The 24699-nt window shown below is 57.4% G+C and carries 20 protein-coding genes; 8 read left to right on the top strand and 12 right to left on the bottom strand.

Going from position 1 to position 24699, the window contains the following annotated elements:
• Positions 1-31: 31 nt before the first annotated feature.
• Genes COMA2_RS16840 through COMA2_RS16830 form a run of 3 tightly spaced genes read left to right on the top strand, consistent with a single transcriptional unit; the run spans position 32 to position 3260 of the window.
• On the top strand, positions 32-262 hold the full coding sequence (locus COMA2_RS16840; RefSeq protein ID WP_090901047.1) for a hypothetical protein: 231 nt from the start codon (positions 32-34) through the stop codon (positions 260-262).
• Between the two features lie 24 nt (positions 263-286).
• Positions 287-1753, top strand: a complete 1467-nt coding sequence (zwf, locus tag COMA2_RS16835) for a glucose-6-phosphate dehydrogenase (protein WP_090901044.1) — start codon at positions 287-289, stop codon at positions 1751-1753.
• A 46-nt stretch (positions 1754-1799) separates the two neighbouring features.
• Entirely contained in the window at positions 1800-3260 is a 1461-nt protein-coding gene (locus COMA2_RS16830; RefSeq protein WP_217490803.1) for an MFS transporter, read from the top strand.
• Between the two features lie 65 nt (positions 3261-3325).
• Here the strand turns inward: COMA2_RS16830 and COMA2_RS16825 are convergent, their stop codons facing one another.
• The 10 genes from COMA2_RS16825 to COMA2_RS16780 all read right to left on the bottom strand — a co-directional run bounded on the left by COMA2_RS16825 (position 3326) and on the right by COMA2_RS16780 (position 15739).
• Positions 3326-4099, bottom strand: coding sequence for a TerC family protein (locus COMA2_RS16825; RefSeq protein WP_090901337.1), 774 nt, complete (start codon positions 4097-4099; stop codon positions 3326-3328).
• 312 nt (positions 4100-4411) lie between these two features.
• Positions 4412-5152 (bottom strand): 16S rRNA (uracil(1498)-N(3))-methyltransferase, encoded by a 741-nt coding sequence (locus COMA2_RS16820; RefSeq protein ID WP_090901041.1) that lies wholly within the window; start codon positions 5150-5152, stop codon positions 4412-4414.
• Between the two features lie 41 nt (positions 5153-5193).
• On the bottom strand, positions 5194-6327 hold the full coding sequence (gene dnaJ / locus COMA2_RS16815; RefSeq protein WP_245631076.1) for a molecular chaperone DnaJ: 1134 nt from the start codon (positions 6325-6327) through the stop codon (positions 5194-5196).
• A gap of 74 nt (positions 6328-6401) precedes the next feature.
• Positions 6402-8321 (bottom strand): molecular chaperone DnaK, encoded by a 1920-nt coding sequence (gene dnaK / locus COMA2_RS16810; RefSeq protein WP_090901039.1) that lies wholly within the window; start codon positions 8319-8321, stop codon positions 6402-6404.
• Positions 8322-8362: 41 nt separating this feature from the next.
• Positions 8363-8947, bottom strand: coding sequence for a nucleotide exchange factor GrpE (gene grpE, locus COMA2_RS16805; RefSeq protein WP_090901036.1), 585 nt, complete (start codon positions 8945-8947; stop codon positions 8363-8365).
• 89 nt (positions 8948-9036) lie between these two features.
• Complete coding sequence (locus COMA2_RS16800) at positions 9037-9834, bottom strand: type III pantothenate kinase (protein ID WP_245631075.1); 798 nt, start codon at positions 9832-9834, stop codon at positions 9037-9039.
• A 24-nt stretch (positions 9835-9858) separates the two neighbouring features.
• Positions 9859-10698: a biotin--[acetyl-CoA-carboxylase] ligase gene (locus COMA2_RS16795; RefSeq protein ID WP_090901033.1), complete on the bottom strand. Its 840-nt coding sequence runs from the start codon at positions 10696-10698 to the stop codon at positions 9859-9861.
• A 3-nt stretch (positions 10699-10701) separates the two neighbouring features.
• On the bottom strand, positions 10702-11583 hold the full coding sequence (gene nadC, locus COMA2_RS16790) for a carboxylating nicotinate-nucleotide diphosphorylase (RefSeq protein WP_090901030.1): 882 nt from the start codon (positions 11581-11583) through the stop codon (positions 10702-10704).
• A gap of 3 nt (positions 11584-11586) precedes the next feature.
• On the bottom strand, positions 11587-14331 hold the full coding sequence (locus tag COMA2_RS16785; protein ID WP_090901027.1) for a valine--tRNA ligase: 2745 nt from the start codon (positions 14329-14331) through the stop codon (positions 11587-11589).
• Between the two features lie 262 nt (positions 14332-14593).
• Positions 14594-15739 carry a response regulator gene (locus tag COMA2_RS16780; protein WP_175304680.1) on the bottom strand — a complete coding sequence of 382 codons (1146 nt, stop codon included), beginning with the start codon at positions 15737-15739 and terminating at the stop codon, positions 14594-14596.
• Between the two features lie 142 nt (positions 15740-15881).
• On the opposite strand from COMA2_RS16780, the gene COMA2_RS16775 reads away from it, so the two are divergent.
• Complete coding sequence (locus tag COMA2_RS16775) at positions 15882-16607, top strand: HAD-IA family hydrolase (RefSeq protein ID WP_090901021.1); 726 nt, start codon at positions 15882-15884, stop codon at positions 16605-16607.
• On the opposite strand, the gene COMA2_RS16770 is transcribed toward COMA2_RS16775, so the two are convergent.
• Positions 16575-17321: an SIR2 family NAD-dependent protein deacylase gene (locus COMA2_RS16770; protein ID WP_090901019.1), complete on the bottom strand. Its 747-nt coding sequence runs from the start codon at positions 17319-17321 to the stop codon at positions 16575-16577. The genes COMA2_RS16775 and COMA2_RS16770 overlap by 33 nt on opposite strands.
• A 90-nt stretch (positions 17322-17411) precedes the next feature.
• On the opposite strand from COMA2_RS16770, the gene COMA2_RS16765 reads away from it, so the two are divergent.
• The 3 genes from COMA2_RS16765 to COMA2_RS16755 all read left to right on the top strand — a co-directional run bounded on the left by COMA2_RS16765 (position 17412) and on the right by COMA2_RS16755 (position 21609).
• Positions 17412-18764 (top strand): 2-dehydropantoate 2-reductase, encoded by a 1353-nt coding sequence (locus COMA2_RS16765; protein WP_090901016.1) that lies wholly within the window; start codon positions 17412-17414, stop codon positions 18762-18764.
• A 142-nt stretch (positions 18765-18906) separates the two neighbouring features.
• Positions 18907-19206, top strand: coding sequence for a hypothetical protein (locus COMA2_RS16760; protein ID WP_090901013.1), 300 nt, complete (start codon positions 18907-18909; stop codon positions 19204-19206).
• Between the two features lie 120 nt (positions 19207-19326).
• Positions 19327-21609, top strand: a complete 2283-nt coding sequence (locus COMA2_RS16755; RefSeq protein WP_090901010.1) for a bifunctional SulP family inorganic anion transporter/carbonic anhydrase — start codon at positions 19327-19329, stop codon at positions 21607-21609.
• On the opposite strand, the gene COMA2_RS16750 is transcribed toward COMA2_RS16755, so the two are convergent.
• Complete coding sequence (locus tag COMA2_RS16750) at positions 21594-22919, bottom strand: MATE family efflux transporter (protein WP_090901008.1); 1326 nt, start codon at positions 22917-22919, stop codon at positions 21594-21596. The two genes, COMA2_RS16755 and COMA2_RS16750, sit on opposite strands and share 16 nt — an antisense overlap.
• A gap of 72 nt (positions 22920-22991) precedes the next feature.
• Here COMA2_RS16750 and COMA2_RS16745 point away from each other — a divergent pair, with 72 nt between their 5' ends.
• Entirely contained in the window at positions 22992-24530 is a 1539-nt protein-coding gene (locus tag COMA2_RS16745; RefSeq protein ID WP_175304679.1) for a DUF2779 domain-containing protein, read from the top strand.
• The last annotated feature ends 169 nt before the right edge of the window (positions 24531-24699 follow it).

The following is a 24699-nucleotide window of genomic DNA, read 5'->3' as shown; positions in this document are numbered from 1 at the left end:
CGACTGTATCAAATAGTGACAGGAAGAAGGAATGCCGAGATCACAGGGCGCTCCGGAGGACCTGATGCCGACCTATCGTTGGAGTACGAATGCGCCCACTCGGCCGGGCTGGTATTGGTTCCGCGGACAAGCGCATGAGGCCGATCCCTTTATCGTGCTGGTCGATGAGGCCGGACAGTTCCAATGGCCGGACGGAGGGTTTCAGGAAGTCCCTCTGGCCAAAGGTGAATGGGCCGGCCCGATCGAGGAACCGGACGAGTAACGCGACCAGGTCTCACACGAGAACATGACAGAACGAACCGTCGAGCCGCATCTCTTCATCATTCTCGGAGCAACCGGTGATCTGACCCGGCGAAAACTGCTGCCCGCGCTCTTTCACTTGCGCACCTACGGCGAACTGGAAAAACAGAACACCCTCATTGTCGGGGCTGCGTTGCCGGAGCTCAGTCCGGAAGCCTTCCGGTTATGGGCGTATGAGGGCTTGAGCAGTTCCGGGTCGCGGAATGCGACCGACCTGCGCCAATGGTGTGACGATCATGTGTATTATCACACCTTGGGCGAAGGCAAATTGGCGGACTACGAAGCCCTAGCCAAGTACATCGCTCAATTCGAAGTGGCGAGGAATCTGCCTCAAAACCGAATCTTTTACCTGGCGCTTCCGCCGACGATTGTGCCTGCGACCCTGGAACTCCTCGATCAAACCGGATTGCTGAAGAGCCATGGATGGGTGCGGGTGGTCTTTGAAAAGCCGTTCGGTCATGATTTCCACTCGGCACGCTCGCTCAATACCCTCTTACATCGGTATCTCGAAGAATCCCAGATCTATCGCATCGATCATTATCTCGGCAAAGAGACCGTGCAAAATTTATTGGCCTTTCGCTTTGCAAACCCCATTTTTGAATCACTATGGAATCGCGATACGGTCGAAAGCGTGGAAATCACGGTCGCCGAAGATCTCGGGGTCGAACACCGCGGGGCCTATTACCAGGGGGCCGGCGCGTTACGCGATATGGTCCAGAACCATTTGACGCAACTCCTGACCGTCGTCGGCATGGAAGTGCCGACTTCCTTCGAAGCGGCCGAGATTCGAGCTGAAAAGCTGAAGGTCTTGCGCTCTATTTCACCCATTCACTCTCAGAACGTCGTCTTCGGCCAATATACGGCATGGGATGTCGCCGGCCAGCGGATTCCCGGCTATCTGGAAGAACGAGGCGTGCCGCCGGACTCGACGACTGAAACCTACGTGGCGTTGAAGTTGGCGATTCACAACTGGCGCTGGAAAGGCGTGCCCTTTTACCTGAGAACCGGAAAACGGCTTCCGCGCAAGATCACCCAGGTGGCGGTCACCTTCCGCTCGGCCCCCATCCAAGTCTTTCGATCATTGGAGCCAGACAGTCTCAATCCCAACAAGTTGCTGATCACGTTGCAGCCAAGCGAAGGATTTTCTCTCTGCTTCTCCGTGAAAACACCCGGGCGGCCTTTTAAATTCACCGATCGCGCATTGAGGTTCGACTATGGCCATGCCTTCGGCGGGGAATTGCCGGAAGCCTATGAAACTCTGTTGCGTGACGTCATGATCGGGGATCAAACATTGTTCGTGACCTCGGACTTTACAGAAACGGCCTGGCGACTCTACGACCCGCTCTTGCTCAGTCCACGACAGGTGCATGTCTACACGGCTGGATCGTGGGGGCCACAAGAAGCCGACGCGCTCGTGGAACGGAACGGGTTGAGCTGGCAGTTGGGCTGGTAGGCCTTTCCAGCGAGTATTCCGCTGCGTCGTCACGCCACGAGGATGAATGCCTGCCGAGCCCGACAGTTCGATCACCACCGATATTCCACAACGCATGGATCGGTTGCCCTGGGCACGCTGGCATTGGCTGGTTGTCGGCGCGTTGGGGATCACCTGGCTGCTCGACGGGCTTGAAGTATCCGTCGTGGCCTCGCTCGGCCCGATGCTCACTCACCCGGACACCTTGCATCTCACCCAATCGGAAGTGGGGCTCACGGCGTCCGCCTACTTGGCCGGTTCCGTCATCGGCGCGCTCCTCTTTTCATATCTCACCGATCGGCAGGGGCGAAAGAAATGGTTCATGATCACCTTGGCGCTCTATCTCGCGGCGACGGTGCTGACGGCGTGTTCATGGGACCTCATGAGTTTCATGTTTTTCCGTTTTCTGACCGGCGCCGGCATCGGAGGTGAGTACGCCGCCATCAATTCAGCCATCGATGAATTGATTCCCGCTCGGAATCGTGGACATACCGATCTGGCGATCAACGGAACCTGGTGGCTCGGGGCGGCAGTGGGGGCGTTACTCACGCTGTTGTTGCTGAATCCGGCGATATTCCCTGAATCAGTCGGCTGGCGCCTCTGTTTCGTCTTCGGCGCCGTGCTGGGAGTCGCCATCATCATGGTTCGCCGCGTCATTCCGGAAAGCCCCCGCTGGCTCATGACGCACGGTCGGGTTTCAGATGCGGAAGCCATCGTGTCGCAGATCGAACGACAGGTGGAGCAGGATCGAGGCCTATCGCTGGCGAACCCCCACGGCACGATCACGGTACATGCCCGCCCCCACGCGACAATCGCGACGGTGGCCCGAGAACTTTTTCATTCGTATCCACGGCGGACGGTGTTGGGCATCGGCCTCATGGTCACGCAATCGTTCATGTATAACGCGGTATCGTTCACGTATCCGCTGCTGCTGACAAAATACTATGCCGTACCCAGCGCCGCCATCGGGCTGTACATCCTTCCGTTTGCGCTCGGCAATTTCTTAGGCCCACTGTTGCTGGGACGATTCTTCGACACGATCGGCCGCAAACCCATGATCAGCCTTACCTACGGTGTGGCGGGCCTTCTCTTGGGGTGTGCGGGTTATCTGTTTTGGATAGGTTCCTTGACTCTCACTCAGCATATGGTGTTGTGGTCGCTGATCTTCTTTTGTGCATCGGCCGGGGCCAGTGCCGCGTATTTGACGGTGAGCGAAATCTTTCCAATGGAGATCCGCGCCATGGCGATCGCCTTTTTCTTCATCGTGGCGCAAGGAGCCGGCGTGGCGGCGCCGTGGCTCTATGGAAAGCTCATCGAAACGTCGATGACCAGCGTCTTCTACGGATATCTGTTGGGCGGAGGCATGATGCTGCTCGGCGCGGCGATTGAACTCTGGTTGGGAATCAATGCCGAAGGCCAGTCGCTCGAACAATTGGCGACACCCTTGTCAGCGCGACAGGCTCCCGACGATCCAGCCCGGTCTGCTTGATCAACTCCCGGCTGCCGGTTCTGAGCACCGGTCCGGTGGTTCGGGTGGCAGCCGCGATAGTAACGTCAGTGCTCTTGGACCGAAGCTTCCCTTTTATTGGGCGAGTATCGGCTGTGGAGCTTACGGGGTGGGGTGGCGCGCGCGCGGATTCGTAGGTTGATCATCTCCACGGCAACCGAAAATGCCATCGCAAAATAGATATACCCCTTTGGGACATGAACCTCGAATCCCTCGACCATCAGAGTCACGCCGACAAGGATCAGGAAGGACAGGGCGAGAATCTTGATCGTCGGATGGGCATCGACGAATTCCCCGATCGGACGGGCGGCGAACAGCATGACGAGCACAGCTCCGATGATCGCCATCGCCATGACGGAGACTTCATCCACGAGACCGACGGCCGTGATGACGGAATCCAAGGAGAAAATCAGATCCAGCACGGTGATCTGAAACAACATCATCCCGAAACCGGTCGGAACCGATGCGGCTGCTTGATCATCCGCGCCCTCTAAACTTTCGTGAATTTCGTGGGTGGCTTTGGCGAGGAGGAACAGTCCACCGATGATGAGAATCAAATCTCGCCCTGAAATCGCTTGATTCAGCATCGTGAACAGGGGAGCCGTCAGCTCCATCACGAGCGAAATAGAGAATAGCAATCCCAGTCGCGCGATCATGGCAAGACCTAGCCCAAGACGGCGCGCGAGGTTTCGCTGATGCTGTGGAAGCCGGCTCACAAGGACGGAAATGAAGATGATATTGTCGACCCCGAGCACGATTTCAAGGGCCGTCAGCGTGCCCAGCGCAATCCACATCTCTGACTGAGTCATCCAATCGAACATGCGAAAATCCACTTCTCCGGCAATCAACCGGATCCCTGTGATCGAATACCGCTCCTCTAGGCTTGTCTACTCGCTGATGGCACATCCTCACGGCTGTCCGCTCAGCCGACAGCGTGCACGCTCTCGGCTCATAATCACCGACTACTCGCTCCGAAATCAACCGCCCTATAGCGGACGGGAGACACAGAACTTTCTACGCCTCGATCACAGAGGCGGCTTCTTAGTTTTAAATCCACGCTGTTTGTGCAAGGTCGAATGAGAACTAAGGAAAGGAGGATTAGATGTGACGATGGGCCAAGCCCTCGATCTCGTTTAGCTCAGTGCGCCGAGACGTGATTGAAGAATGCTGATGGTGGCGATGGCGGCTGTTTCAGATCGGAGGATCTGCTGACCAAGGGTAATAGAGACGACTCCTGCCTGCTCGGTGATCTGCACTTCTTCTTGGCTCCAGCCTCCCTCAGGTCCGATCAAGATCCGCAAGGATCCATTCATATCGTGGGGTAATTCCACACTCTGCAAACTTATCCCTTCTTGTCGCTCGGCCAGCATGAGTGTGAGCGCGTCTGTCGCCCGGCTGCTCAGAAGTGCTGAGAGGGAGTGGGGCATCGCGATGGTTGGGATGCGCCACTGTTCGGATTGCTGAGCGGCTTCTAAGGCGATCCGTTGCCATCGGGCGAGCTGATGATCCACGCGGTCGGCTTTCAGTTGTACGACACTGTGCCGACTTTCGATCGGCACGATCTCGCTCACGCCGAGTTCCGTTGCCTTTTGAATGACCCAGTCCATCTTCTCCCCCTTGAGCAGCGATTGACCGAGGATCAGACGAGGTGTCCGGCGGGGTGGTTCTTGGATCGTTTCGAGAATGCGCGCGGTGACCGCTCGTTTGGACACCTCGGTGATTTCGACGCGGTACCTGGCGTCCTGTCCGTTGCCGAGCCACAGAGTCTCACCGACTGTGATGCGCAAACTGTCTCTGATATGCACCAACACGTCGCCGGTGACCGATATTGTCCGTTGATCGATGCACTCAGGGGAGACAACAAACACGGGCATGAGAGGCTCTACGGAATTGATCCGGATGTGGGGTAGGAAGACTACTCGAAGAAGGTCTTCATCTTATCGAAGAAACCGTCGCCGTTGGTTTCCATGGTCATGCCGCATTCTTTCGCGTACTCCATCAGCAGTTCTTTTTGTTTGGCCGTCAATTTGGTGGGAATTTGAACCTTGATCGTATAGACCTGATCGCCGGTCGATCCCCCCTTCAGGCTGGGAACCCCTAACCCTTTAATCCGAAGAACCTTGTCATGTTGCGTGCCGGGCGGCACCTTGATGACGGTCGCCCCCGTGAGAGTCGGGACTTCCACTTTCCCGCCGAGCACGGCCGTGACGAGATTGACCGGCACATCACAGACGATGTCGAGTCCTTTGCGATGAAAGATTTGATGGGGTCTGACGGTCACGGCTACATAGAGGTCCCCGGGGTGGCCACCATTGGGGCCATGCTCTCCTTCATTGGAGAGACGAAGTCGCATGCCGGTCTCAATACCGGCTGGAATATGGACGGCAATGGTGCGTTCTTTGTAAACACGTTGCCGTCCTTGGCAGGTCGAGCAGGGGTCCGTGACGAAGTGACCGGTGCCTTCACATTGGCCGCATGGACGGCTGACGCTGAAGAACCCTTGCTGGAATCGAATTTGACCGGCGCCTTTGCAGCTGGCGCATGTCTTGATGGAGGCCGCTGATTTGGCCCCCGTTCCTTTGCAATCGACGCAGATTTCCCAACGCGGAATTTTGAGCTTGGCCTCTTTTCCGTACACGGCCTCTTCGAACTCAATCTCGAGGTTGTATTGGAGATCGTTGCCCCGTTCGGCCCGAGTCGGCCCTCCGCCTCGCGCTTGGCCGAAAAAATCCTCGAAGATATCGTTGAAGACGTCTCCGAATCCGCCGCGGTTGAAATCGAACCCGTCAAAGCCCGGCCCACCTTGTTGCGCCCCGGCGTGGCCGAACATGTCGTAGCGTTTCCGCTTTTCTTGATCGCTCAGCGTTTCGTAGGCTTCGTTGATCTCTTTGAATTTTTCTTCGGCTGTTTTTTTCTGTTGATCGCCGGTATGGAGGTCCGGATGGTGCTGGCGCGCGAGCTTGCGATAGGCTTTTTTCAGATCGTCGTCGGATACGTTTCTATCGACGCCGAGAGTTTCGTAGTAGTCGCGTTTTGACACAGGTGCCATTGCGAATTGAGCTATGAAATAGCCGAGTTCCCGACGGTGTCGGGAACTCGGATTGTCTGAGGCGTTATTCTAGGCTATTTTTTGTCTTTGTCCACTTCTTCAAATTCTGCATCCACGACTTTCTCGTCGGTCTTGGTCTCACCGGCGCCGTCGGAGGACGAGGCGCCCGGTTGCGGACCCGGGGATGCGGCGGCTTTCTTGTACATCTCTTCGGCCAACTTGTGCGATGCCGTCATGAGTGTCTGCGTCGCCGATTCAATGGCCTCGGCATCGGTGCCCTCGAGCGCCTTTTTGACGGCTGCGACGGCATCCTGGATTTTCGTCTTTTCCTCGACGGAAACTTTGTCGCCGTACTCCGTGATGTTCTTTTCGGTTTGATAGACGAGATTGTCCGCCTGGTTTTTGGCTTCCGCCAGCTTGCGGCGTTTCTTATCGTCTTCCGTATGCGACTGCGCGTCTCGAACGAATTTCTCGACTTCATCCTTGCTCAGACCACTGGACGCCGTGATCTTGATGGATTGTTCTTTCTGTGTGGCGAGATCTTTTGCCGATACGTGCACGATGCCGTTGGCATCGATATCGAAAGTCACTTCAATCTGCGGCATGCCGCGCGGAGCCGGAGGAATACCGACCAGGTCGAACTGCCCGAGCAGTTTGTTGTCATTGGCCATTTCCCGTTCACCTTGAAACACGCGGATGGTGACGGCCGTTTGGTTGTCGGCAGCCGTCGAGAACACTTGGCTCTTTTTGGTCGGAACGGTCGTGTTGCGTTCGATGAGCTTAGTGAACACGCCGCCCAGCGTCTCAATGCCCAACGATAATGGAGTGACATCGAGGAGCAGCACATCTTTGACTTCGCCCTTGAGGACTCCGCCTTGAATGCCGGCTCCGATAGCGACGACTTCGTCGGGATTCACGCCGCGGTGTGGTTCTTTTCCAAAGAAGTCCTTCACCACCTGAATCACTTTGGGCATGCGGGTCATGCCGCCGACCAACACGATTTCTTGGATATCCTTGGCGGTGACGCCCGCATCGGACAAGGCCTTGCGGCAAGGTTCAATCGTGCGTTGAATGAGATCGTCGACCAACTGTTCCAGTTTGGCCCGTGTGAGTTTCGTGACCATATGCTTGGGGCCGCTGGCATCGGCGGTGATGAACGGCAGATTGATCTCCGTTTCTTGAGACGAAGAGAGCTCGATCTTGGCCCGTTCCGCCGATTCCTTCAGGCGTTGGAGCGCCATCCGGTCTTTCCGCAGATCGATGCCCTGGTCTTTCTTGAACTCGTCGACCAGCCAATCCATCACGCGGAGATCGAAGTCATCACCGCCGAGATACGTATCGCCGTTGGTGGATTTCACCTCGAACACGCCTTCGCCGATTTCAAGAACAGAGACGTCGAAGGTGCCGCCGCCCAAGTCATACACGACGATCCGCTCGTCTTTCTTCTTGTCCAGACCGTAGGCGAGGGAGGCTGCCGTCGGCTCATTGATGATGCGCAGGACGTTCAGCCCGGCAATCTGGCCGGCATCTTTGGTCGCCTGGCGCTGGCTGTCGTCAAAATACGCGGGGACGGTCACCACGGCCTCGGTGACTTTTTCACCCAGATAGTCTTCGGCCGTCTGCCGCATCTTCTGCAGAATCATGGCGGAGACTTCCGGTGGGCTATAGCGTTTGCCGCGCAACTCGACATGCGCATCACCGTTATCGGCCTCAACCACCTTGTACGGAAGCCGCTTCATGGCTTCTTGAACCTCGCGGCTTTTGAACTTGCGGCCCATCAGGCGCTTCACGGAATAAATGGTGTTCTCGGGGTTGGTGATCGCTTGCCGTTTCGCAATCTGTCCGACCAGCCGTTCGGTTTTATCGGTAATGGCGACGACGGAAGGAGTGGTCCGGCTCCCTTCGGCGTTGGCGATCACGACGGGGTCTCCGCCGCTCATAATCGCCACGCAAGAATTGGTGGTCCCGAGATCGATGCCGATGACTTTACCCATTGGTGGACTCCTTCCTTCTCGACAACGACGACTGAATCAGGTCAATGCGTCGTTGAGTCATGTTCGCTTGGATCGGCCGGCCCTGACGACACACTGACCATGGCCGCTCGTAAAATCCGGTCGTGCAACCGATACCCTTTTTGAAACTCCTCCAATACGCTGTTGGCCGGCACGTCGTTCGATGGTCCGTACGAGACGGCTTGATGGGCGCTTGGATCGAACTCCCGGCCGGCTGTTTCGATCGCCTGCACGCCGAACTTGATCAGGGTCCCGGAGAGTTGCTTGAGCGTCAGTTCCACACCCTGCACGAGCGCCGAATCGCCGCCACTTGTTCGAGCCGATTTGATCGCCCGTTCCATGTTATCGACGACGGGCAACAGCTCTTTGAGAATTTGTTCATTCCCGAATCGAATCTGCTCACGCTGGTCGCGTTGTATCAGGCGCTTGTAGTTTTCAAATTCCGCAGCCAGCCGGAGATACCTATCATTGAGCGCATTGCATTCTTCGGTCTTACCGGCCAGTTCATCCTGCACGGAGGAGTCTGCCGCCTCCATGACCGGAGAAGCCGCCTCTAAGTTATCGATTGTACTGGCGTTTGGTTTTTTCTGTTCTTGGTCGTCACTCATCCTGATACCTGTACAAGCCTGGAGATATCCATAGGAGCCAAGAAGTCAACGGGTACGGAAAAAATAAAATGACGTGGGGGCGAAGAGGACTAGACCCACTGCGTCAGACTCGCGCCGCGGGCGCGGCGATAAAGGAGTTCAAGCCCATGAAGAGTCAACAACGGCTCCAGATGTTGAATCGACCGCGCCTCCGGCGCGATGACCGAGGCTAATCCTCCCGTGGCAACCACATACGACGTGCGTCCCAGTTCCCTTTCCATCCGCTGAACGAGAGTGTCGACGAGACCGGCATAGCCGAAGATGAGCCCCGATTGAATACTCCCGGCGGTATCGGTTCCAATGACGGTCTTGGGCCGGGCGAGTTCAACCTTGCTCAACTTCGCAGCCCGCGAAAACAAGGCCTCAGCGGAAATGGTCAGACCCGGCGCAATCACCCCTCCGAGATACTCTCCATCTCGGTTGACGGCACAAAACGTCGTCGCGGTGCCGAAATCGACGATGATGAGATCACGGTGAAACTTCTCATAAGCCGCCGCCGCATTCACAATGCGGTCGCTTCCGATCTCTTTCGGATTCGAGTATTTCAGGGTGAGGCCTGTGTCCATGTCGGAAGAAACGGTGATCGGGGTGGAGCCAAAGGACGTTTCAATCATCGACTCAAACGTCTCCGTGAGGGCGGGGACGACGCTGGAGATGATCGCGCCGGTGATGTGTTCCGGGAGTCGCCCGTCTCGGGCCATGAGGCTGAGGCACAGGACACCATACTCATCCGCCGTGGTCTTAGGGTCGGTCGCCAACCGCCAATGGGTCAGCAGAACCGACCCCTCGAAGATTCCCGCGACCACGTTGGTGTTCCCAATGTCGACCGCTAAAAGCATCGAACCCATTCTACCCGGCCACCTGTATTTTCGCTACTCTCTCAGATGAATGACATCGGCGGCACGGACATCGACAAGGGGCATCGGCTGTGAACGAAGATGAGTCGGCGCGGTTCTCACTTGCAGCGCGCCGTCGGCAGAAAGCGCCTCTGCGATGCCGATGATCGGGGGATCATTCGTGAACAGGACGCGAATATGGCGTCCCAATGTGGCACAGCGAGCCGTATAGGCCTGCCGCAGCCGGACCGGTCCGGAAGATCGAAGCTCGCCAAGACATTGTTCAAGCTCCAGGAGCAGTTGCGCAATGAGCCGATTGCGGTCGATCGGTCGTCGCGAAGCATCCAACAAGGAAGCCGCAATCGGCCGTAATTCTTCCGGAAAAGACAGCGAGGGGACATTCACGTTGAGCCCGATTCCAATCACCACGGCCGGATCATTCGTGGGGGTGAGACTGCTCTCGCAGAGAATCCCGCCGACTTTCCGTTCCTGGAAAAGCAGGTCGTTCGGCCACTTCAGCGAAAGGGACACGGCCGCAGTCTGTTGAACGGCCTCGCTGACGGCAAGCGCGCTGACAAGCGGCACCCAGGATAGCCATTGTGAAAGCGATAGGTTGTCACCCATCCCACGTATGATGACGGAGCAATAAATGTTCAGCCCCGGCGGAGAGAACCACGCACGCCCATGTCGACCGTAACCGCTTGACTGGCTTTCGGCAAGCACGACGGTGCCGTGCCGCGCGCCCGTTCGAACCAGAGACCCCGCTTCGGCGTTCGTCGAGGGGAGATCCTGATGGAGATACAAGACATGCCCAAGTGACTCGGTCGCAAGGGTGCTGCGAATACGATCGAGGCTGAGTGGGGCGGAGGACGACATTGACTACGAGCGCCGGCGTCGTGAAGGCGGAGCCAGCGTCATGACCAGGCTGACTGACGCTGCCGGGGCGGAATGGGTGAGCGCTCCAATGGAGATGCGATCGGCGCCGGCCATGGCCATGGCTCGAACGTTCTTCAGAGTGATGCCGCCCGACACTTCCACCAACGCCTGCTTCTTGATCAATGCCACGGCACGTCGGACCAGGTCCGGAGCCATATTGTCGAGCAGGATAATATCAGGCTTTCCCGCGATCGCCTGCCGGACCTCAGCGAGGGATTCCGCCTCGATGATAATGGGGAGCGGACGTGAGCGACGAGCATGTGCCAATCGGCAGGCCCGTTCGACCGGTCGTCGATTGCGTTGGAGGAGGACCAGATGGTTATCTTTGATCAGAATGCCGTCACTCAGTGATCGGCGGTGGTTGATCCCTCCGCCAAGCGACACGGCCCACTTCTGAAGCGCGCGCCAGCCGGGAATCGTTTTTCTGGTATCCAGGATACAGGCTGGGTAACCTCGCACGGCCCGGCAGAACCGTTGCGTCAAGGTGGCGATTCCGGACAGGTGTTGGAGAAAGTTCAACGCAACCCGCTCAGCCTGCAAGATGGACCGCCCATCACCCTCGATCTGAAGAAGCGGCTCTGCATTCTGAGCTCGGTCGCCGTCTCGTTTGGAAACCGACAACCGCAGAGAAGGATCGACCATGAGAAAGGTTTGAACGGCTGCGGCCATGCCTGCCACAACCAACGGCTGTTGCGCGATAATCTCGGCTCGAGCCGGCACCGGAGACGAAAAGAGTGCCGCTGTCGTGACATCTCCCTGAGCCAGATCCTCCTCGAGCCCTTGGCGCACCGTGCGGCGGATCTCTGCGGCGGGGAGTGTGGCCATCGTTTAGGTCCCAAGCATCGCGCGGAGCTGCCGTTCGCTGTCTGCCAGTAAAGCACGATCGCAAGCGAGGGTTTGTACCCTCTCCTGGTGTTCGGCAATCACATCCGGCGGAGCTTTCGACACAAACTCAGCGTTTTTCAGTTTCCCGTCGACGCGTTGCAATTCCTTGTCGGTCTCCGCGAGCTGTTTTCCTAGGCGCTCAATCGCTTTCTTCAGGTCGACGTCATCGGCGACGGCGATACCCACTGAGAGGCCTTCCGTGACCAATCGCAACAATCTTGCCGCCGGCCAATCTCGGGGCGGACTCACGTCGGCGGTGCCGCGGCCGAGGTGAGCCAGATGTCGGTGTAACTGATGGAGCCGGTTCTGCTTGTTCGGGTCGTCGTGCCCGACATGAAACGGAATCTGCTGTCCCGGCGGATAATTCAAGAGCACTCGGCCGGTTCGGACGAGTCCCACCGTTTGTTCCAGCAACGCGAAGTGCTGCTCCGCGTCGGGCGCGGCCCACGCCTGGTCCAGGACCGGATAGCCCTGCACGACGATGCTGTCTCCCTGATGGGGGATCGTTTGCCAAATTTCTTCCGTGATGAACGGCATGAAGGGATGCAGCAGCCGCATGGTCGTTTCCAATGTCTCCACGAGCGTGTGCCGAGTGCCGGCTCCATCCGGATGGTCGGGTGCTTGCAGAATCGGTTTGATCAATTCCAGATACCAGTCACAGTACTCATGCCACATGAACTGGTAGAGGGCTGTCGCTGCACGATCGAAACGGTATGACTCCAACTCCGCCGTGACGATGTGGATCGTGTGGGCAAGACGGCTCAGGATCCACCGGTCGGGGAACGTCCGTTGCGCCACGGGGAGAGCGGTACTCGGTCCGTCGAGATACATCAACGCGAATCGCGCCGCATTCCAAATCTTATTGGCGAAATTGCGGTAACCCTCGATCCGTTCTTCCGCCAGCTTGATATCGCGCCCCGGCGAGGCCATCGAGGCGAGGGTGAACCGAAGGGCATCGGTGCCGAATTGATCCATGACATGCAGCGGGTCGATCACGTTGCCCTTGGACTTGCTCATCTTCTGGCCTTCCGCGTCGCGGACCAAGGCATGGATATAGACGTCTTTGAAGGGCACATCTCCCATGAACTTGAGCCCCATCATGATCATGCGGGCCACCCAGAAGAACAGAATGTCGAGGCCCGTGACCAACGTGGAAGTCGGATAATAGGTCTTGAGTTCAGGCGTCTGATCCGGCCAGCCCAGGGTCGTGAACGGCCAGAGGGCGGAGGAGAACCAGGTATCGAGCACGTCCGGATCGCGGAGCAATTGCCGGCTGTTGCAGGCCGGACACTGAAGGGGGACCGATTTGGAGATGATCGGTACGGCGTCTTGTAGGATTGTGACCCGACCGTCCGCGGTGACGATCTGACCGCTGTTGCATGTCAGACAGTACCAGGCGGGGATTTGGTGCCCCCACCAAATCTGCCGTGAGATGCACCAATCTTTGATATCCCGCATCCAGCCGAGATAATTGTTCACCCAGCCTTCGGGGATAATCCGGATCCGTCCCGCTTCAACTGCCTCGATAGCGGGATCGGCAAGAGGTTGAATCTTGATGAACCACTGGGGGGACAGATATGGCTCGACGACCGTCTTGCAGCGATAGCACTTTCCAACCGCCATCTTGTGGTCTTCGGTTTTTTCCAGGATCCCTTGCTCACGAAGCAGCGCGTCAACCTTGTGACGGGCTTTGGAGACGGGAAGGCCACGGAGCATCTCGACGACGGATGATTCGACTCCGGCTTGTTGCATCCCGGCGGCATCAAGCAATGCGGCATGATCAAGCACCGCAAGACGAGGGAGTCCGTGCCGCTCTCCCGCTTCGTAGTCGTTGAAGTCGTGAGCCGGCGTGATCTTGACGGCACCGGTGCCGAATTCCAGATCGACAAGGATCCGGTCTCCTACAATAGGAATCTCTCGCGTCGTCAGCGGCAGACGCACCTTCTTGCCGATCAGATGGCGATAGCGAGGGTCGTCCGGATGCACGGCAACGGCCGTGTCTCCCAACATCGTTTCAGGCCGTGTCGTGACTACGATCAAACCGATGTTCGGATCATCAACGAGCGGATAGCGGAGGTGATAGAGTTTACCTTTTATCTCCTCATGTTCCACTTCGATGTCGGAAAGGGCGGTCAGGCAGCGCGGGCACCAATTGATGAGCCGCTTGCCGCGATAGATCAACCCGTCTTCATACAGGCGCACAAAGACCTCGATGACGGCCTTGGACAAGCCGTCGTCCATCGTAAATCGCAAGCGGTCCCAGTCGCAGGATTCTCCGAGCTGCTTTTGTTGATTGACGATCGTGTTGCCCGACGTCGCTTTCCATTGCCAAACCCGCTCAACGAATCGCTCCCGTCCCAGCGACTCGCGCGACAGGCCTTCGGTCATCAGCTGCCTTTCCACCACATTCTGCGTGGCAATGCCGGCGTGGTCGGTTCCAGGGAGCCAGAGGGTGTTACACCCCTGCATACGCCGCCACCGGATCAGAATGTCTTGCAGCGAATGATTGAGCGCATGTCCGACATGGAGCGAGCCGGTCACATTGGGAGGAGGAATGACGATGCTGTAGGGTCGGCCGGGGTGGTTCGTTGCGTCGGCACGGAAATATCCCCGGGCGATCCACTCGCGGGACCAGCGGTCTTCAACGGCTTTCGGGTCATATGTTTTATCGAGTTGACGTGTGGTCATTGCTGCAAGGTCCTTTCGGAACAGAGACGCGCATCTTAGCATGTCTATAACGATGCGGAAAATGGATGTGCTCTCAGCTTGTGACCTGGCGAGGCATGTGCTATACAATCGGCCACAAAAGAGCGCATCACACACTTTCCAGTAGGAGGATCATGGCACGAGGTCGCGAGAAGGATCGGAAGACACGAAAGAAACACCAGAAGAATGTCAAGCGGGTGAAGGCCCTGGCCAAGGCTCGGCGAGGGAAACGGGGCAAGAAAAGTTAGATCGTAGAGGAGTGCGACGCTTCTTCGGTCTCGATCAGGCGTTTGAGTTCGGCTTTGATGTGCTGCTCGGCAATATCAGGCACGATTCTCTGAACGGCCTGTTCCACGGTTTGTCCAACTGCGGTTCTCACCATGTCGTCTGCCAGGAGCGGGGCCTGCTTCTGCACAGCACGTTGAATCTCATCTTTGACCAGCTGATCGACCGTTCCCACCTGTTCCCGCACGACAACGGGTAAGTATTGCCGGACTCCGGATTCGACCTGAGCCGTGACCAGCCGATCGACGCTCTCGCCGAGAGAAGCGCTGGCCACATCGGACAGGGCTCGCCGGATGATGGGCTCGCCGGCCTCGAGCTCCTTTTTGATGAGAGCGGGCAATGCCTGTGACACCAGAGGGTGAATGATCGTGGTGAGATATTCCTGAGAAAGAATGCTGCCCAGCTGCGCATGCAACTCCTTCTGAACGATCGGTCGGACATGGGTTCCCAGTTTCTCCTCGATCACGCGAGGGAGTAGCTCGGCAAGGCTCAGCTCGCTTCGTTTGATCATCGATTGGAAGAGTTGGTCGAAGAGGCTCTTCATGGCATCTTCCGGAGCCGTAGAGGCGGCAGATGATGCCGGTGATGCACTCGATGGGCTGCCGGACTGGATCATAGGCTCCTCCTGGCCGTCGCCATCCGAGAGATGATCGATCGCCTCATCATCGAAATCGGTGGAAGCCGAAGTCGGCGGCCAAACGCGCCGCTTCAAGCCCTTGCCGTTCGAGGTGCCGGCGGGCTCCTGTTGAAGAGACTTCAGGACGCCAAGCAAATCGTCGGATTGAAACGGTTTCTTCAGAAAGGCTTTGACGCCCAACGCGCGAAGGTGATTTTCGTCCGGGTGGTCGGCCGGATTCACCAACGAAATGAGATAGGTTTCCGTCAGATTGTCCAGCTTGTTGATCTCCTTGCAAAACCCTGAAAACGTCATGTTGTCGAGATGATAGTCCGCGATGATCAGTGACGGCGAGCTTCGCCGAGCAGCCTCGAGGGCGGCTGGTCCATCCTGAAACCCAAGGACCTCAAACCCTTCAGGGGTTGAGATCTGTTCCACCATCCGTCTCACCGCCGGGCTGCTGTCCACGACAAAGATCGGCGAAGCCATGAAAAATTCTCCCCACTTTTTAGTTTCTTCGAAGCTAACAAGGGGGGTATGCTTTGTCAAGAAAACCGCCGATAGGTGATCGGATTTGCGATGCATTTCGGTACGCGACCGAATTACGAAATGAGATCACGGTGAACCCATCATGAGTTCGTCGATACGAGTTGTGTTTTTCGACGCAGCCGATACCCTCTTTCACGTGCACGGATCGGTCGCTGAAATCTACCTTCGACATGCCGTTGAATTCGGCTTTCCACAGAAACCTGACTCGTCGCTCGCGATCAAGCATGCGTTCGGTCGAGCCTTCCGTGAAGCGCCACCGCCGGTTTTTTCCGTAACCGAGCCGACTCGACTCAAACAGAATGAACGGCTGTGGTGGTTCGATATCGTGCATCACGTCTTTTATCGCGTGGGCATGTTCGAGCGATTCGACGAGTTCTTCGACCACGTATTTGGCGTGTTTGAGGACCATCGATCCTGGCGCTTGTTTCCTGAAACCGCTTCGACCCTGACTCGGCTCAAAGAACTGGATCTGGAGCTCGGTATCATCTCGAATTTCGATTCTCGTCTATTTGCCGTGCTGCGCGGGCTCGGGATCGCCGAGGCATTCGATACCGTCACCATCTCGAGTTTGGCCCAAGCCGCGAAACCGGCTCCCCGGATTTTTCATCTCGCGTTGGAGAAGCATGCCGTCGATCCGGAGGAGGCCCTGCATATCGGCGATAGTCTGCGAGACGACGTGGAAGGTTCGAGAAAAGCCGGCCTTCACACCGTTCTCTTGGACCGTGACGGAAAGCAGGAGGGCCTAAGCGTTCGGACCATCCAGAGCTTGGAGGAGTTAATCCCGCTTCTGGAGCAATTCGAAAAGTAAGGGTACGAGATCTTTTGCCCGGCCTTGCAATGAGATGTCGACCAGCGTCGACTGCGGGGTGGGGTCGAGGTTGATTTCGGCGACGAATGCGCCGGCCTCTTTGGCGACGGATGCAAACCCTGCGGCCGGATAGACGACACCGGATGTGCCGATGACAAGCAAGACGTCGCAGTGTTTGAGCGCTCTGGAGCAGTGGGCGAGATCATCAGGAGATAAGGATTCTCCGAACCAGACGATATGGGGTCGCAGGAGACAGTGACAGACCGTGCACATCGGCAGGATCTGGATGGGAACCTCACGATTCTCTTCGACCCGGCCGCATCCGGTGCACCGCACCATCCAGATGTTGCCGTGAATCTCCGAGAGCTTCCGTGAGCCGGCGTCTCGATGCAGCCCGTCCACATTCTGAGTCATCAGCCAAAAGTCCGGACAGCGGCGCTCCAGTTCGGCGATGGCTTTGTGCGCATCGTTCGGCTGTTTTGTGGCGATCAGCTCGCGCCGCCAGTTGTACCACTCCCACACGAGACCCGGATCCCGCTCGAAGGCGTCGGGCGTCGCAAGCTCCTCCGCGCGAAAGTTCTTCCACAAGCCGTCCGCGCCGCGAAACGTCGGCACTCCGCTGTCGGCCGAGATGCCGGCGCCGGTGAGGACGGTGATTGCCTCAGCGGCAACCATCTTTTCTTTCACGAGTCCGAGATCGGATCCACGAGCCATAGGTATCGATGCGCAAGTACGCTACTGTGTCTCTGTGGAGGTGCATGCTATAGTACGGCCGCTTGGCAAGCAACTGAACGGGGATGAGCGATGAAACACATTTTATTCGTGGGCGCTGGGTCGGTCGGCGGGTTTTTCGGGGCACACCTGGCGAAGAATAATCCCGATGTCTCTTTTCTTCTCAGGCCGAAGACGTGTGAGGCAGTCAGACAGAATGGCCTGACAATTCGTAGTGCCGGTGGTTCGTTCACCGTCCGACCGCCGGTTGCATCCGAAGCTCACGGACTCCCGAAACCGGACCTCATTGTTCTGGCTGTAAAAGCCTACGACCTTGATGAAGTCATGAACCAGATCGAACCCATCCTCACCAAGAAGACCGTGATTCTGACGTTGCAGAACGGGATCGATACCGAAGACCGGCTCATCGCTCGACTCAGTCGTGATTGCGTCGTGGGCGGCGTCGCCTATATCTATTCCAAAATCGCCGAGCCCGGGGTGATCGACCATTACAAGAAGGGCGCTGTCGCCATCGGTGAATTGATGGGCCATGAGAGCGAACGGCTTCTCGCCATCCGTGACCTGTTTGTCACAGCGGACATTCCTTGCCATCTCTCCAAAGATCTTCGCCGCAGCAAATGGGAAAAGATGTGTTGGAACTGCGTCTTCAATCCGATCACGGTGCTCATCGATGATCGTGTGGCCAAAGCGCTCGATCATCCGGAGATGACGGGTGTGATCCGACAGATTGTCGGAGAATGCGCGGCCATCTCGGCTGCGATGAAGGTGCCCTTGCCGTTGGATATGCCGGAGCGAGTCGTGAAAGCGACGCAGGAGATTCGGGACATTCACACTTCGATGTATGACGATTGGAAGGCCGGGCGGCGGACGGAAATCGACTACCTGAACGGCTTCATCGTCAGGAAAGGGCGCGAGTTCGGCATTCCGACACCGGTGAATGAAGCCTTGACGGCGATGATCAAGACGATCACGGAGAAGGAACAGACCGGCCACGGCCGAATCCGGATCGAAGGCGCCGTCGTTCAGCCGGTGTCATTCGACCGCAGGGCCATCGCGTCGTTGCCGGAAGAGCATCAACTCGATATCGCCACGGTCATGCCCGGCATGAAGGGACGGGGGATTCGGTTGAAGGGGCTGCTCGATGTTCCGGCTTTGGCGATCGAGGCAGACCATGTCGCCTTTCACGCCTCGGATGGAACCTATTCCGCCTGTCTCACGCTTCAGCAGGCGAGAGAGCATGGGGTGCTTGTCTACGAACTGGACGGAGCGTCCTTGCCGGACACGAAGGGCGGCCCGTTCCGCCTGGTCACGCCGGGACTGGGTGATCTCTGCGCCAATGTCAAAGGTGTCGCGCGGATTGAAATCACGAAAGGGCCGGGCCGTGACACAAGGCAAACCACTTGCCCACCTAACGTTGTGAGCTGAATGAGGACGGTGGGTCGCGCCATTGCGCTTAGAGATGTCGGTAATGGCATTTTGCGCTGAAGCGCGGATCTTTACCTTCTAGTGGGAGGATGAATTGGCCGACACCACGTTTCACTATTCAATACTGGTAAAAAGAGCGATCATGGGGGTCATTCTTGGCGCGATCGCGGGAGCGATTCAAGTCTGGTTCTTTCAGCACGACCTCATGCATCTCTGGGCATCGGCTGCAGCCGGAGTCGTGTACATGACGTCATGGGTGCTTTTGACCGATTGGCTGAAACTTGCAGGGGGCAAGGTTCTTCTGGGAGGAGTGTCGGGTCTGATAGCAGCCATTGTCTGGTGGTCTATCGCCGTCCATGCGGAGGAGGCCTTCATCCAGGCGGCGGTGGCCGGTCTCTGTTTTGGCGCAGCCTATGCTTGGTCGGATCAGCGAATGACTTGATGACACATGTTCCACAGCATTCGCACCCTCACATACTCCGGCGCGCTATTGATCACGTCCGTCTGAATCGACCTCTGCTAGGAAATTCCCGGATCGTGTGGGTTCGGGGCATTGCATACAATGGCCGCTATGTCTGCCGGCAACCTACTGGCTGATATCAAATCAGGTCTTGTTGTCTTCCTTGTCGCGCTGCCTCTGTGCCTGGGGATTGCGCTTGCTTCCGATGCACCGTTAGTGTCCGGGCTGTTGGCCGGAATTATCGGCGGCATCGTGGTGGGACTGCTCAGCGGATCTCAGCTAAGCGTCAGCGGCCCGGCGGCCGGGTTGACCACGATCGTTGCCGCTCAAATACTGTCTCTCGGCTCGTTCTCGGTCTTCTTGCTCGCGGTGATCCTCGCCGGATTGATTCAGATCAGCCTTGGGCTGGCCAAGGCGGGCTTTATCGCGGCCTTTTTCCCCTCCAGTGTGATCAAGGGATTGCTGGCCGCCATTGGAGTCATTTTGATCCTGAAGCAAATCCCTCACGTCGTGGGACATGATCCCGACCCCGAAGGAGAAATGGCCTTTTCCCAACCGGACCTCGAAACGACGTTTTCTGAACTCATCAAAATATTCGATGCCTTTCAGCCTGGCGCGTCGGTCATCGGTTTAGCCTCCATTGCCCTGCTTGTTCTCTGGAGCAGATGGAAGCCCCTCAAAGAATCGATATTCCCCGCTCCGCTGGCCGTGGTGCTGTTCGGAGTCGGTATGAGCTTCTGGTTCGAGCAACTCGGCGATCCCTGGCTCATTCGATCAAGTCACCTTGTCCAGGTGCCGGTGGCGGACAACATGGGTGAATTATTGGGATTGCTTCCTCTGCCGGACTATACGCAATGGACCAACCCGGCTGTTTATACAGCCGGGTTGACGATTGCCATCGTGGCCTCCTTGGAAACCTTGCTGAACCTCCAAGCCGTCGACCGGCTCGACCCGCAACAGCGGACTTCACCGCCGAGTCGAGAGTTGGTGGCGCAGGGAGTGGGAAACGTGGCCAGTGGATTGGTCGGCGGGCTGCCGGTCACGTCGGTGATCATCCGCAGCTCCGTCAACGTCAATGCTGGCGGGAAAACGAAGCTCGCCACGATCGTGCATGGCACGTTGCTGTTGATCAGTGTTCCGCTCATACCGACCTGGCTCAACGTCATACCTTTGTCGTCACTCGCGGCGATCTTATTGATGACCGGCATCAAACTGGCCAGCCCGGCGGTCGTCAAGCAGATGTGGAACGAGGGTCGCTACCAATTCATCCCCTTCGCGGCGACCGTGACGGCCATTGTCTTCACGGATCTCTTGATCGGGATCGCGATCGGCATGGTTGTGGCCATCGGCTTCATCCTCAACAGCAACATGCGCCGTCCGGTGCATCGCTTCGTGGAAAGGCATCTCGGCGGAGACGTGGTCCATATCGAGCTGGCCAATCAAGTGAGTTTCTTGAATCGCGCCGCCCTTTCTACAGTGCTGAATGAGGTGCCTCGCAACGGCCATGTCCTGCTTGACGCGCGGAACACGGATTATATCGATCCGGACGTTCTGGACTTGATTCGAGACTTCAAGGAACAAACCGGGCCGGCCCATGGCGTCGAGGTCAGCCTGGTGGGATTTCGGGACGAGTACGACTTTGAGGATGAGATCCAGTATGTCGATTATTCGACCAGGGAATTACAAGACGCCATCACGCCGCATCAAGTTCTGCAAATTCTCAAAGACGGCAACGAACGGGTACGCAGAGGGCGGCGTCTCACCAGAGACTTCAATCGCCAAGTTCGTGCCACGGCGGACAGGCAACATCCGTTGGCCGTGGCGCTCAGCTGCATCGATTCTCGGACACCGGTCGAGTCGATCTTCGATCTCGGCATGGGCGACATTTTCAGCATCCGGATCGCTGGAAACATCACGAGTCGAAAAGTGCTGGCTAGCGCCGAATACGGCTGTGCCGTGGCTGGGGCCAAACTCATTGTCGTCATCGGACATACCAGATGCGGCGCAGTGTCCGCTGCGGTCAAATTCTTCTCCTCGCGCCAGACCGCTGCCGAAGCAACAGGGTGTCAACACCTCGATTCCATCGTCAGCGCAATTCAGCGCTCTACAGAAGGTCTCGCTGAACAGATGGGTGAACCATCCTCGCCTGCGATGTTGGAAATCGTGAATGCCGTGGCCAAAGACAATGTTCTGCGGGTGGTCAAAGAGATGCGCAACCACAGTCGGACGCTTGACTGCTTGGTTCGAGAACGACGCATCGCGATTGTCGGTGCGATGTACGACGTGACGACGGGAGACATCGAATTTTTGGCAGAAGAGGGATTGGACGAGATAGCGTTGCCGAAGACTGCGCGATCGCATCCCGCCTCTCACCGGATGACCTGAATCTGCCGCCACCGTTCGGACTGATATCGCCAGATCAACAACCCCATTCGCACCGTCCAGTCCGCGATCATCGCCGCCCAGATGAATGAGACGGACTGGCGGAGCCAGAGCGCCGCGATCAGCGCCAAGGGCACACGGACACCCCACATACCGATCATCGTGGCGCCCATGATAAAGCGTGTGTCGCCGGCGCCCCGCAGCGACCCGGCCAAAACCATGGTGAGGGCGAGCGGCACTTGCAACAAGGCGACAATCTTCAAAAATGTCGTTCCAAGCTCGATCACCGCTTCATCGGTTGTAAATGCACGAAGCAACGTGTAGGGGAAGAAGAAAAACAGCACACCCATGCCGGCCATGATCACAATGGCCAGCCGATTGGCTTCCCAGTTTTCGAGTTTCGCTCTGGTGTACTTGCCGGCTCCGATACTTTGGCCCACCATGGTGGCGGCGGCAATGGCAAGTCCATAGCCAGGCAGGAAAGAAAAGGATTCGATCGACAACCCGACTTGATGCGCGGCATAGGCGACAGTGCCGTAGAGGAGGACAAGTTTGGTATAGATGAAAATGCCGGCTTGTTGAACGATCCGTTCACCGGAGACCGACGCGCCAATGTCCCAGATCGATCGTATGAGGTCGAGGCGCAGCGTGGACGACTCCTTCAAGATGGGGCGACAACGCAGCAAGAGATAGAGCATCCCTGAGGCTTCGGCGAGGCCGACGGCAATCGCCGCCCCTTTGAGCCCCAACGCGGGAGCTCCCCACCGTCCATAGATGAGGGGATACGCCAGGACGACATGGAGGAGGTTGACACCGATCAGACCGTACAGGGGAGTCTTTGTGTCCCCTGTCCCTTGGAGAATGGACGACAGGACTTGGATCAAGACGGTACAGGGAATCAGGAGGAAAATAAGCGTCGAATAGGGGAGGGCGAGCTCAATGACTGCGGATTCCGCACCGAGCTGCTGCATGACGAGCAGATTGCCGGCTATCCCAAGGCCGGCCAACAGGAACGAGACGCCGATCGACAGTCCTAAGAAGTGCCGAGCCGCTTCTCCCGCGTCTTGTCGGCGCCGCGCTCCCCACAACTGGGCGACGATCACATTCGTCCCGACCGAAATGCCGGAGACCAGAGTCGTGGCCACGAAGGCCAGCAGTTGCCCCAGACCGACCGCGGCGATTGATGTGGCACCCAACCCGCCGACCAAAAAGACAGCGACAATGCCTTCGGCCCGTTGGAGCAGCGTGGTGAGCGTGACGGGGAGCGCCAAAGTCATCACGGACCGTCTGATCTGAGTGACACCGTTACCCATGGGGCGCTATCCTAACAGAGTTCCTTCCGAGGCTCTGTGAGAAATCCTTGATGTTCGATGGACCGGAGAACAATGGCCGACACTCATCAGATATTCCCCACGACATTCGCGCCGCCCCGTTTATCTAAATCGAAATACCTCTCAGGGTTGCAATGCCACAAGCGGCTCTATCTGGAGATTCATCAGCCTGCGTTGGCAACTCCGCCGGATGCGTCGACGCAGGCGATCTTGGATATGGGAACCGAGATCGGGATCCTGGCCCGGCAGCGCTTTCGAGGAGGGGTATTGGTGAAGTCCGGATTTCGTCAGCGAGAGGCGGCGATCGCAGAGACTGCTGCCTTGCTTCAAGATCCCATGATCCCCGCCATCTTCGAAGGGGCGTTCGAACATGACGGAGTGCTGGTGCGCGTCGATATTTTGGAACGCGTGCAGACTGGTGAAGGGGAATCATCGTCCTGGCGTTTGATCGAGGTGAAGTCATCAACGAGGGTGAAGGATGTCCACCTTGATGACCTCGCCATACAAAGCCATGTGGTACAAGGGGCCGGGTTACGGCTTGATGCGACCTGCCTCATGCATATCGACACAGGATATCTCTACAAAGACGGGAACGTCGATCTGCAGGCGCTCTTCTCGATCGAAGACGTATCGGAAGCAGTGGCGGATCGTCGAGGGCGGGTGCCGGAACGAGTGGCTGCCATGAAAGCTCTCTTGTCGGGATCGCAGGTCCCGATGATCGAGCCGGCTCAGCATTGTCACACACCTTACGACTGTCCCTTCTGGACCCATTGCACGAAGGAGAAGCCCCAGCGCTGGATCTATCATCTGCCGGGCAAGAAAGAGATTGTCGGTCAACTTGTCCGGCAGGGCATCATGACGATCGACGACATTCCAGACGACGCAAGGCTGTCGGATGCGCAACGAAAGGTCAAAAACAATGTCGAGTGGGTTTCATCGGAATTGGGTCGGATTCTTCGTTCGTTGAACTATCCCATACATCATCTCGATGCCGAAACCGTCATGTTGGCATTGCCTCGGTTTCCCTCTACCAGACCCTATCAGTCTCTTCCGGTGCAATGGTCCAACCATATCGAACTCGAATCCGGCGAGGTGACGCACCAAGAGTTTCTTCACGATGAGGCGTCGGACCCTCGCAGACGGTGGGTCGAGGCTCTCATCGAATCGCTCGGTGAGACCGGAAGCATTGTAGTCTATTCAGCATACGAGGAATCGCTCATACGCCAGTTGGCGGAGACGTTTCCGGAATTCAAGTCCGCGTGCAAAGCGATCGTGAAACGGTTATGGGACCTGCTCCCGATCATCAAGAATCACTATTATCATCCCGCCTTCAACGGATCGTACTCGATTAAGTCCGTGTTGCCTGCGGTGGTGCCTGCGCTTGGGTATGACGATCTTGCGATACAAGCCGGCGGTCAGGCGGCGGCTGAATACTATCGAATGGTCTTTCTCGAACGCGATTGGATAGAACGAAATTCCATACGGGAGGCGCTGTTACGCTATTGCGCGCGAGATACGTTGGCAATGGTGGAGTTACGGAGAGTGCTGAAGAAAAAGAGCGAGATATCTCAAAACAAAGACTCTTTGCCTTGAGATATCTTGTGGCGGAGAGGGTGGGTATTCGAAGTCGCGTTCGCCGAGGCGCCTCACGCTCCTACTGAGGGGGCCAGCCCCCTCGTATGCTCCCCACGCGGGGGAACCTTTCCCCCGCGGACCCTCTTGTTCGAATCCCACCCTCTCTCTGTGTTCTTAGGGCGATGGG

Source organism: Candidatus Nitrospira nitrificans (assembly GCF_001458775.1).
GTDB lineage: Bacteria > Nitrospirota > Nitrospiria > Nitrospirales > Nitrospiraceae > Nitrospira_D > Nitrospira_D nitrificans.
The sequence above is the reverse complement of the archived record's forward strand: the minus strand, read 5'-3'. Positions and strand labels throughout refer to the sequence as shown.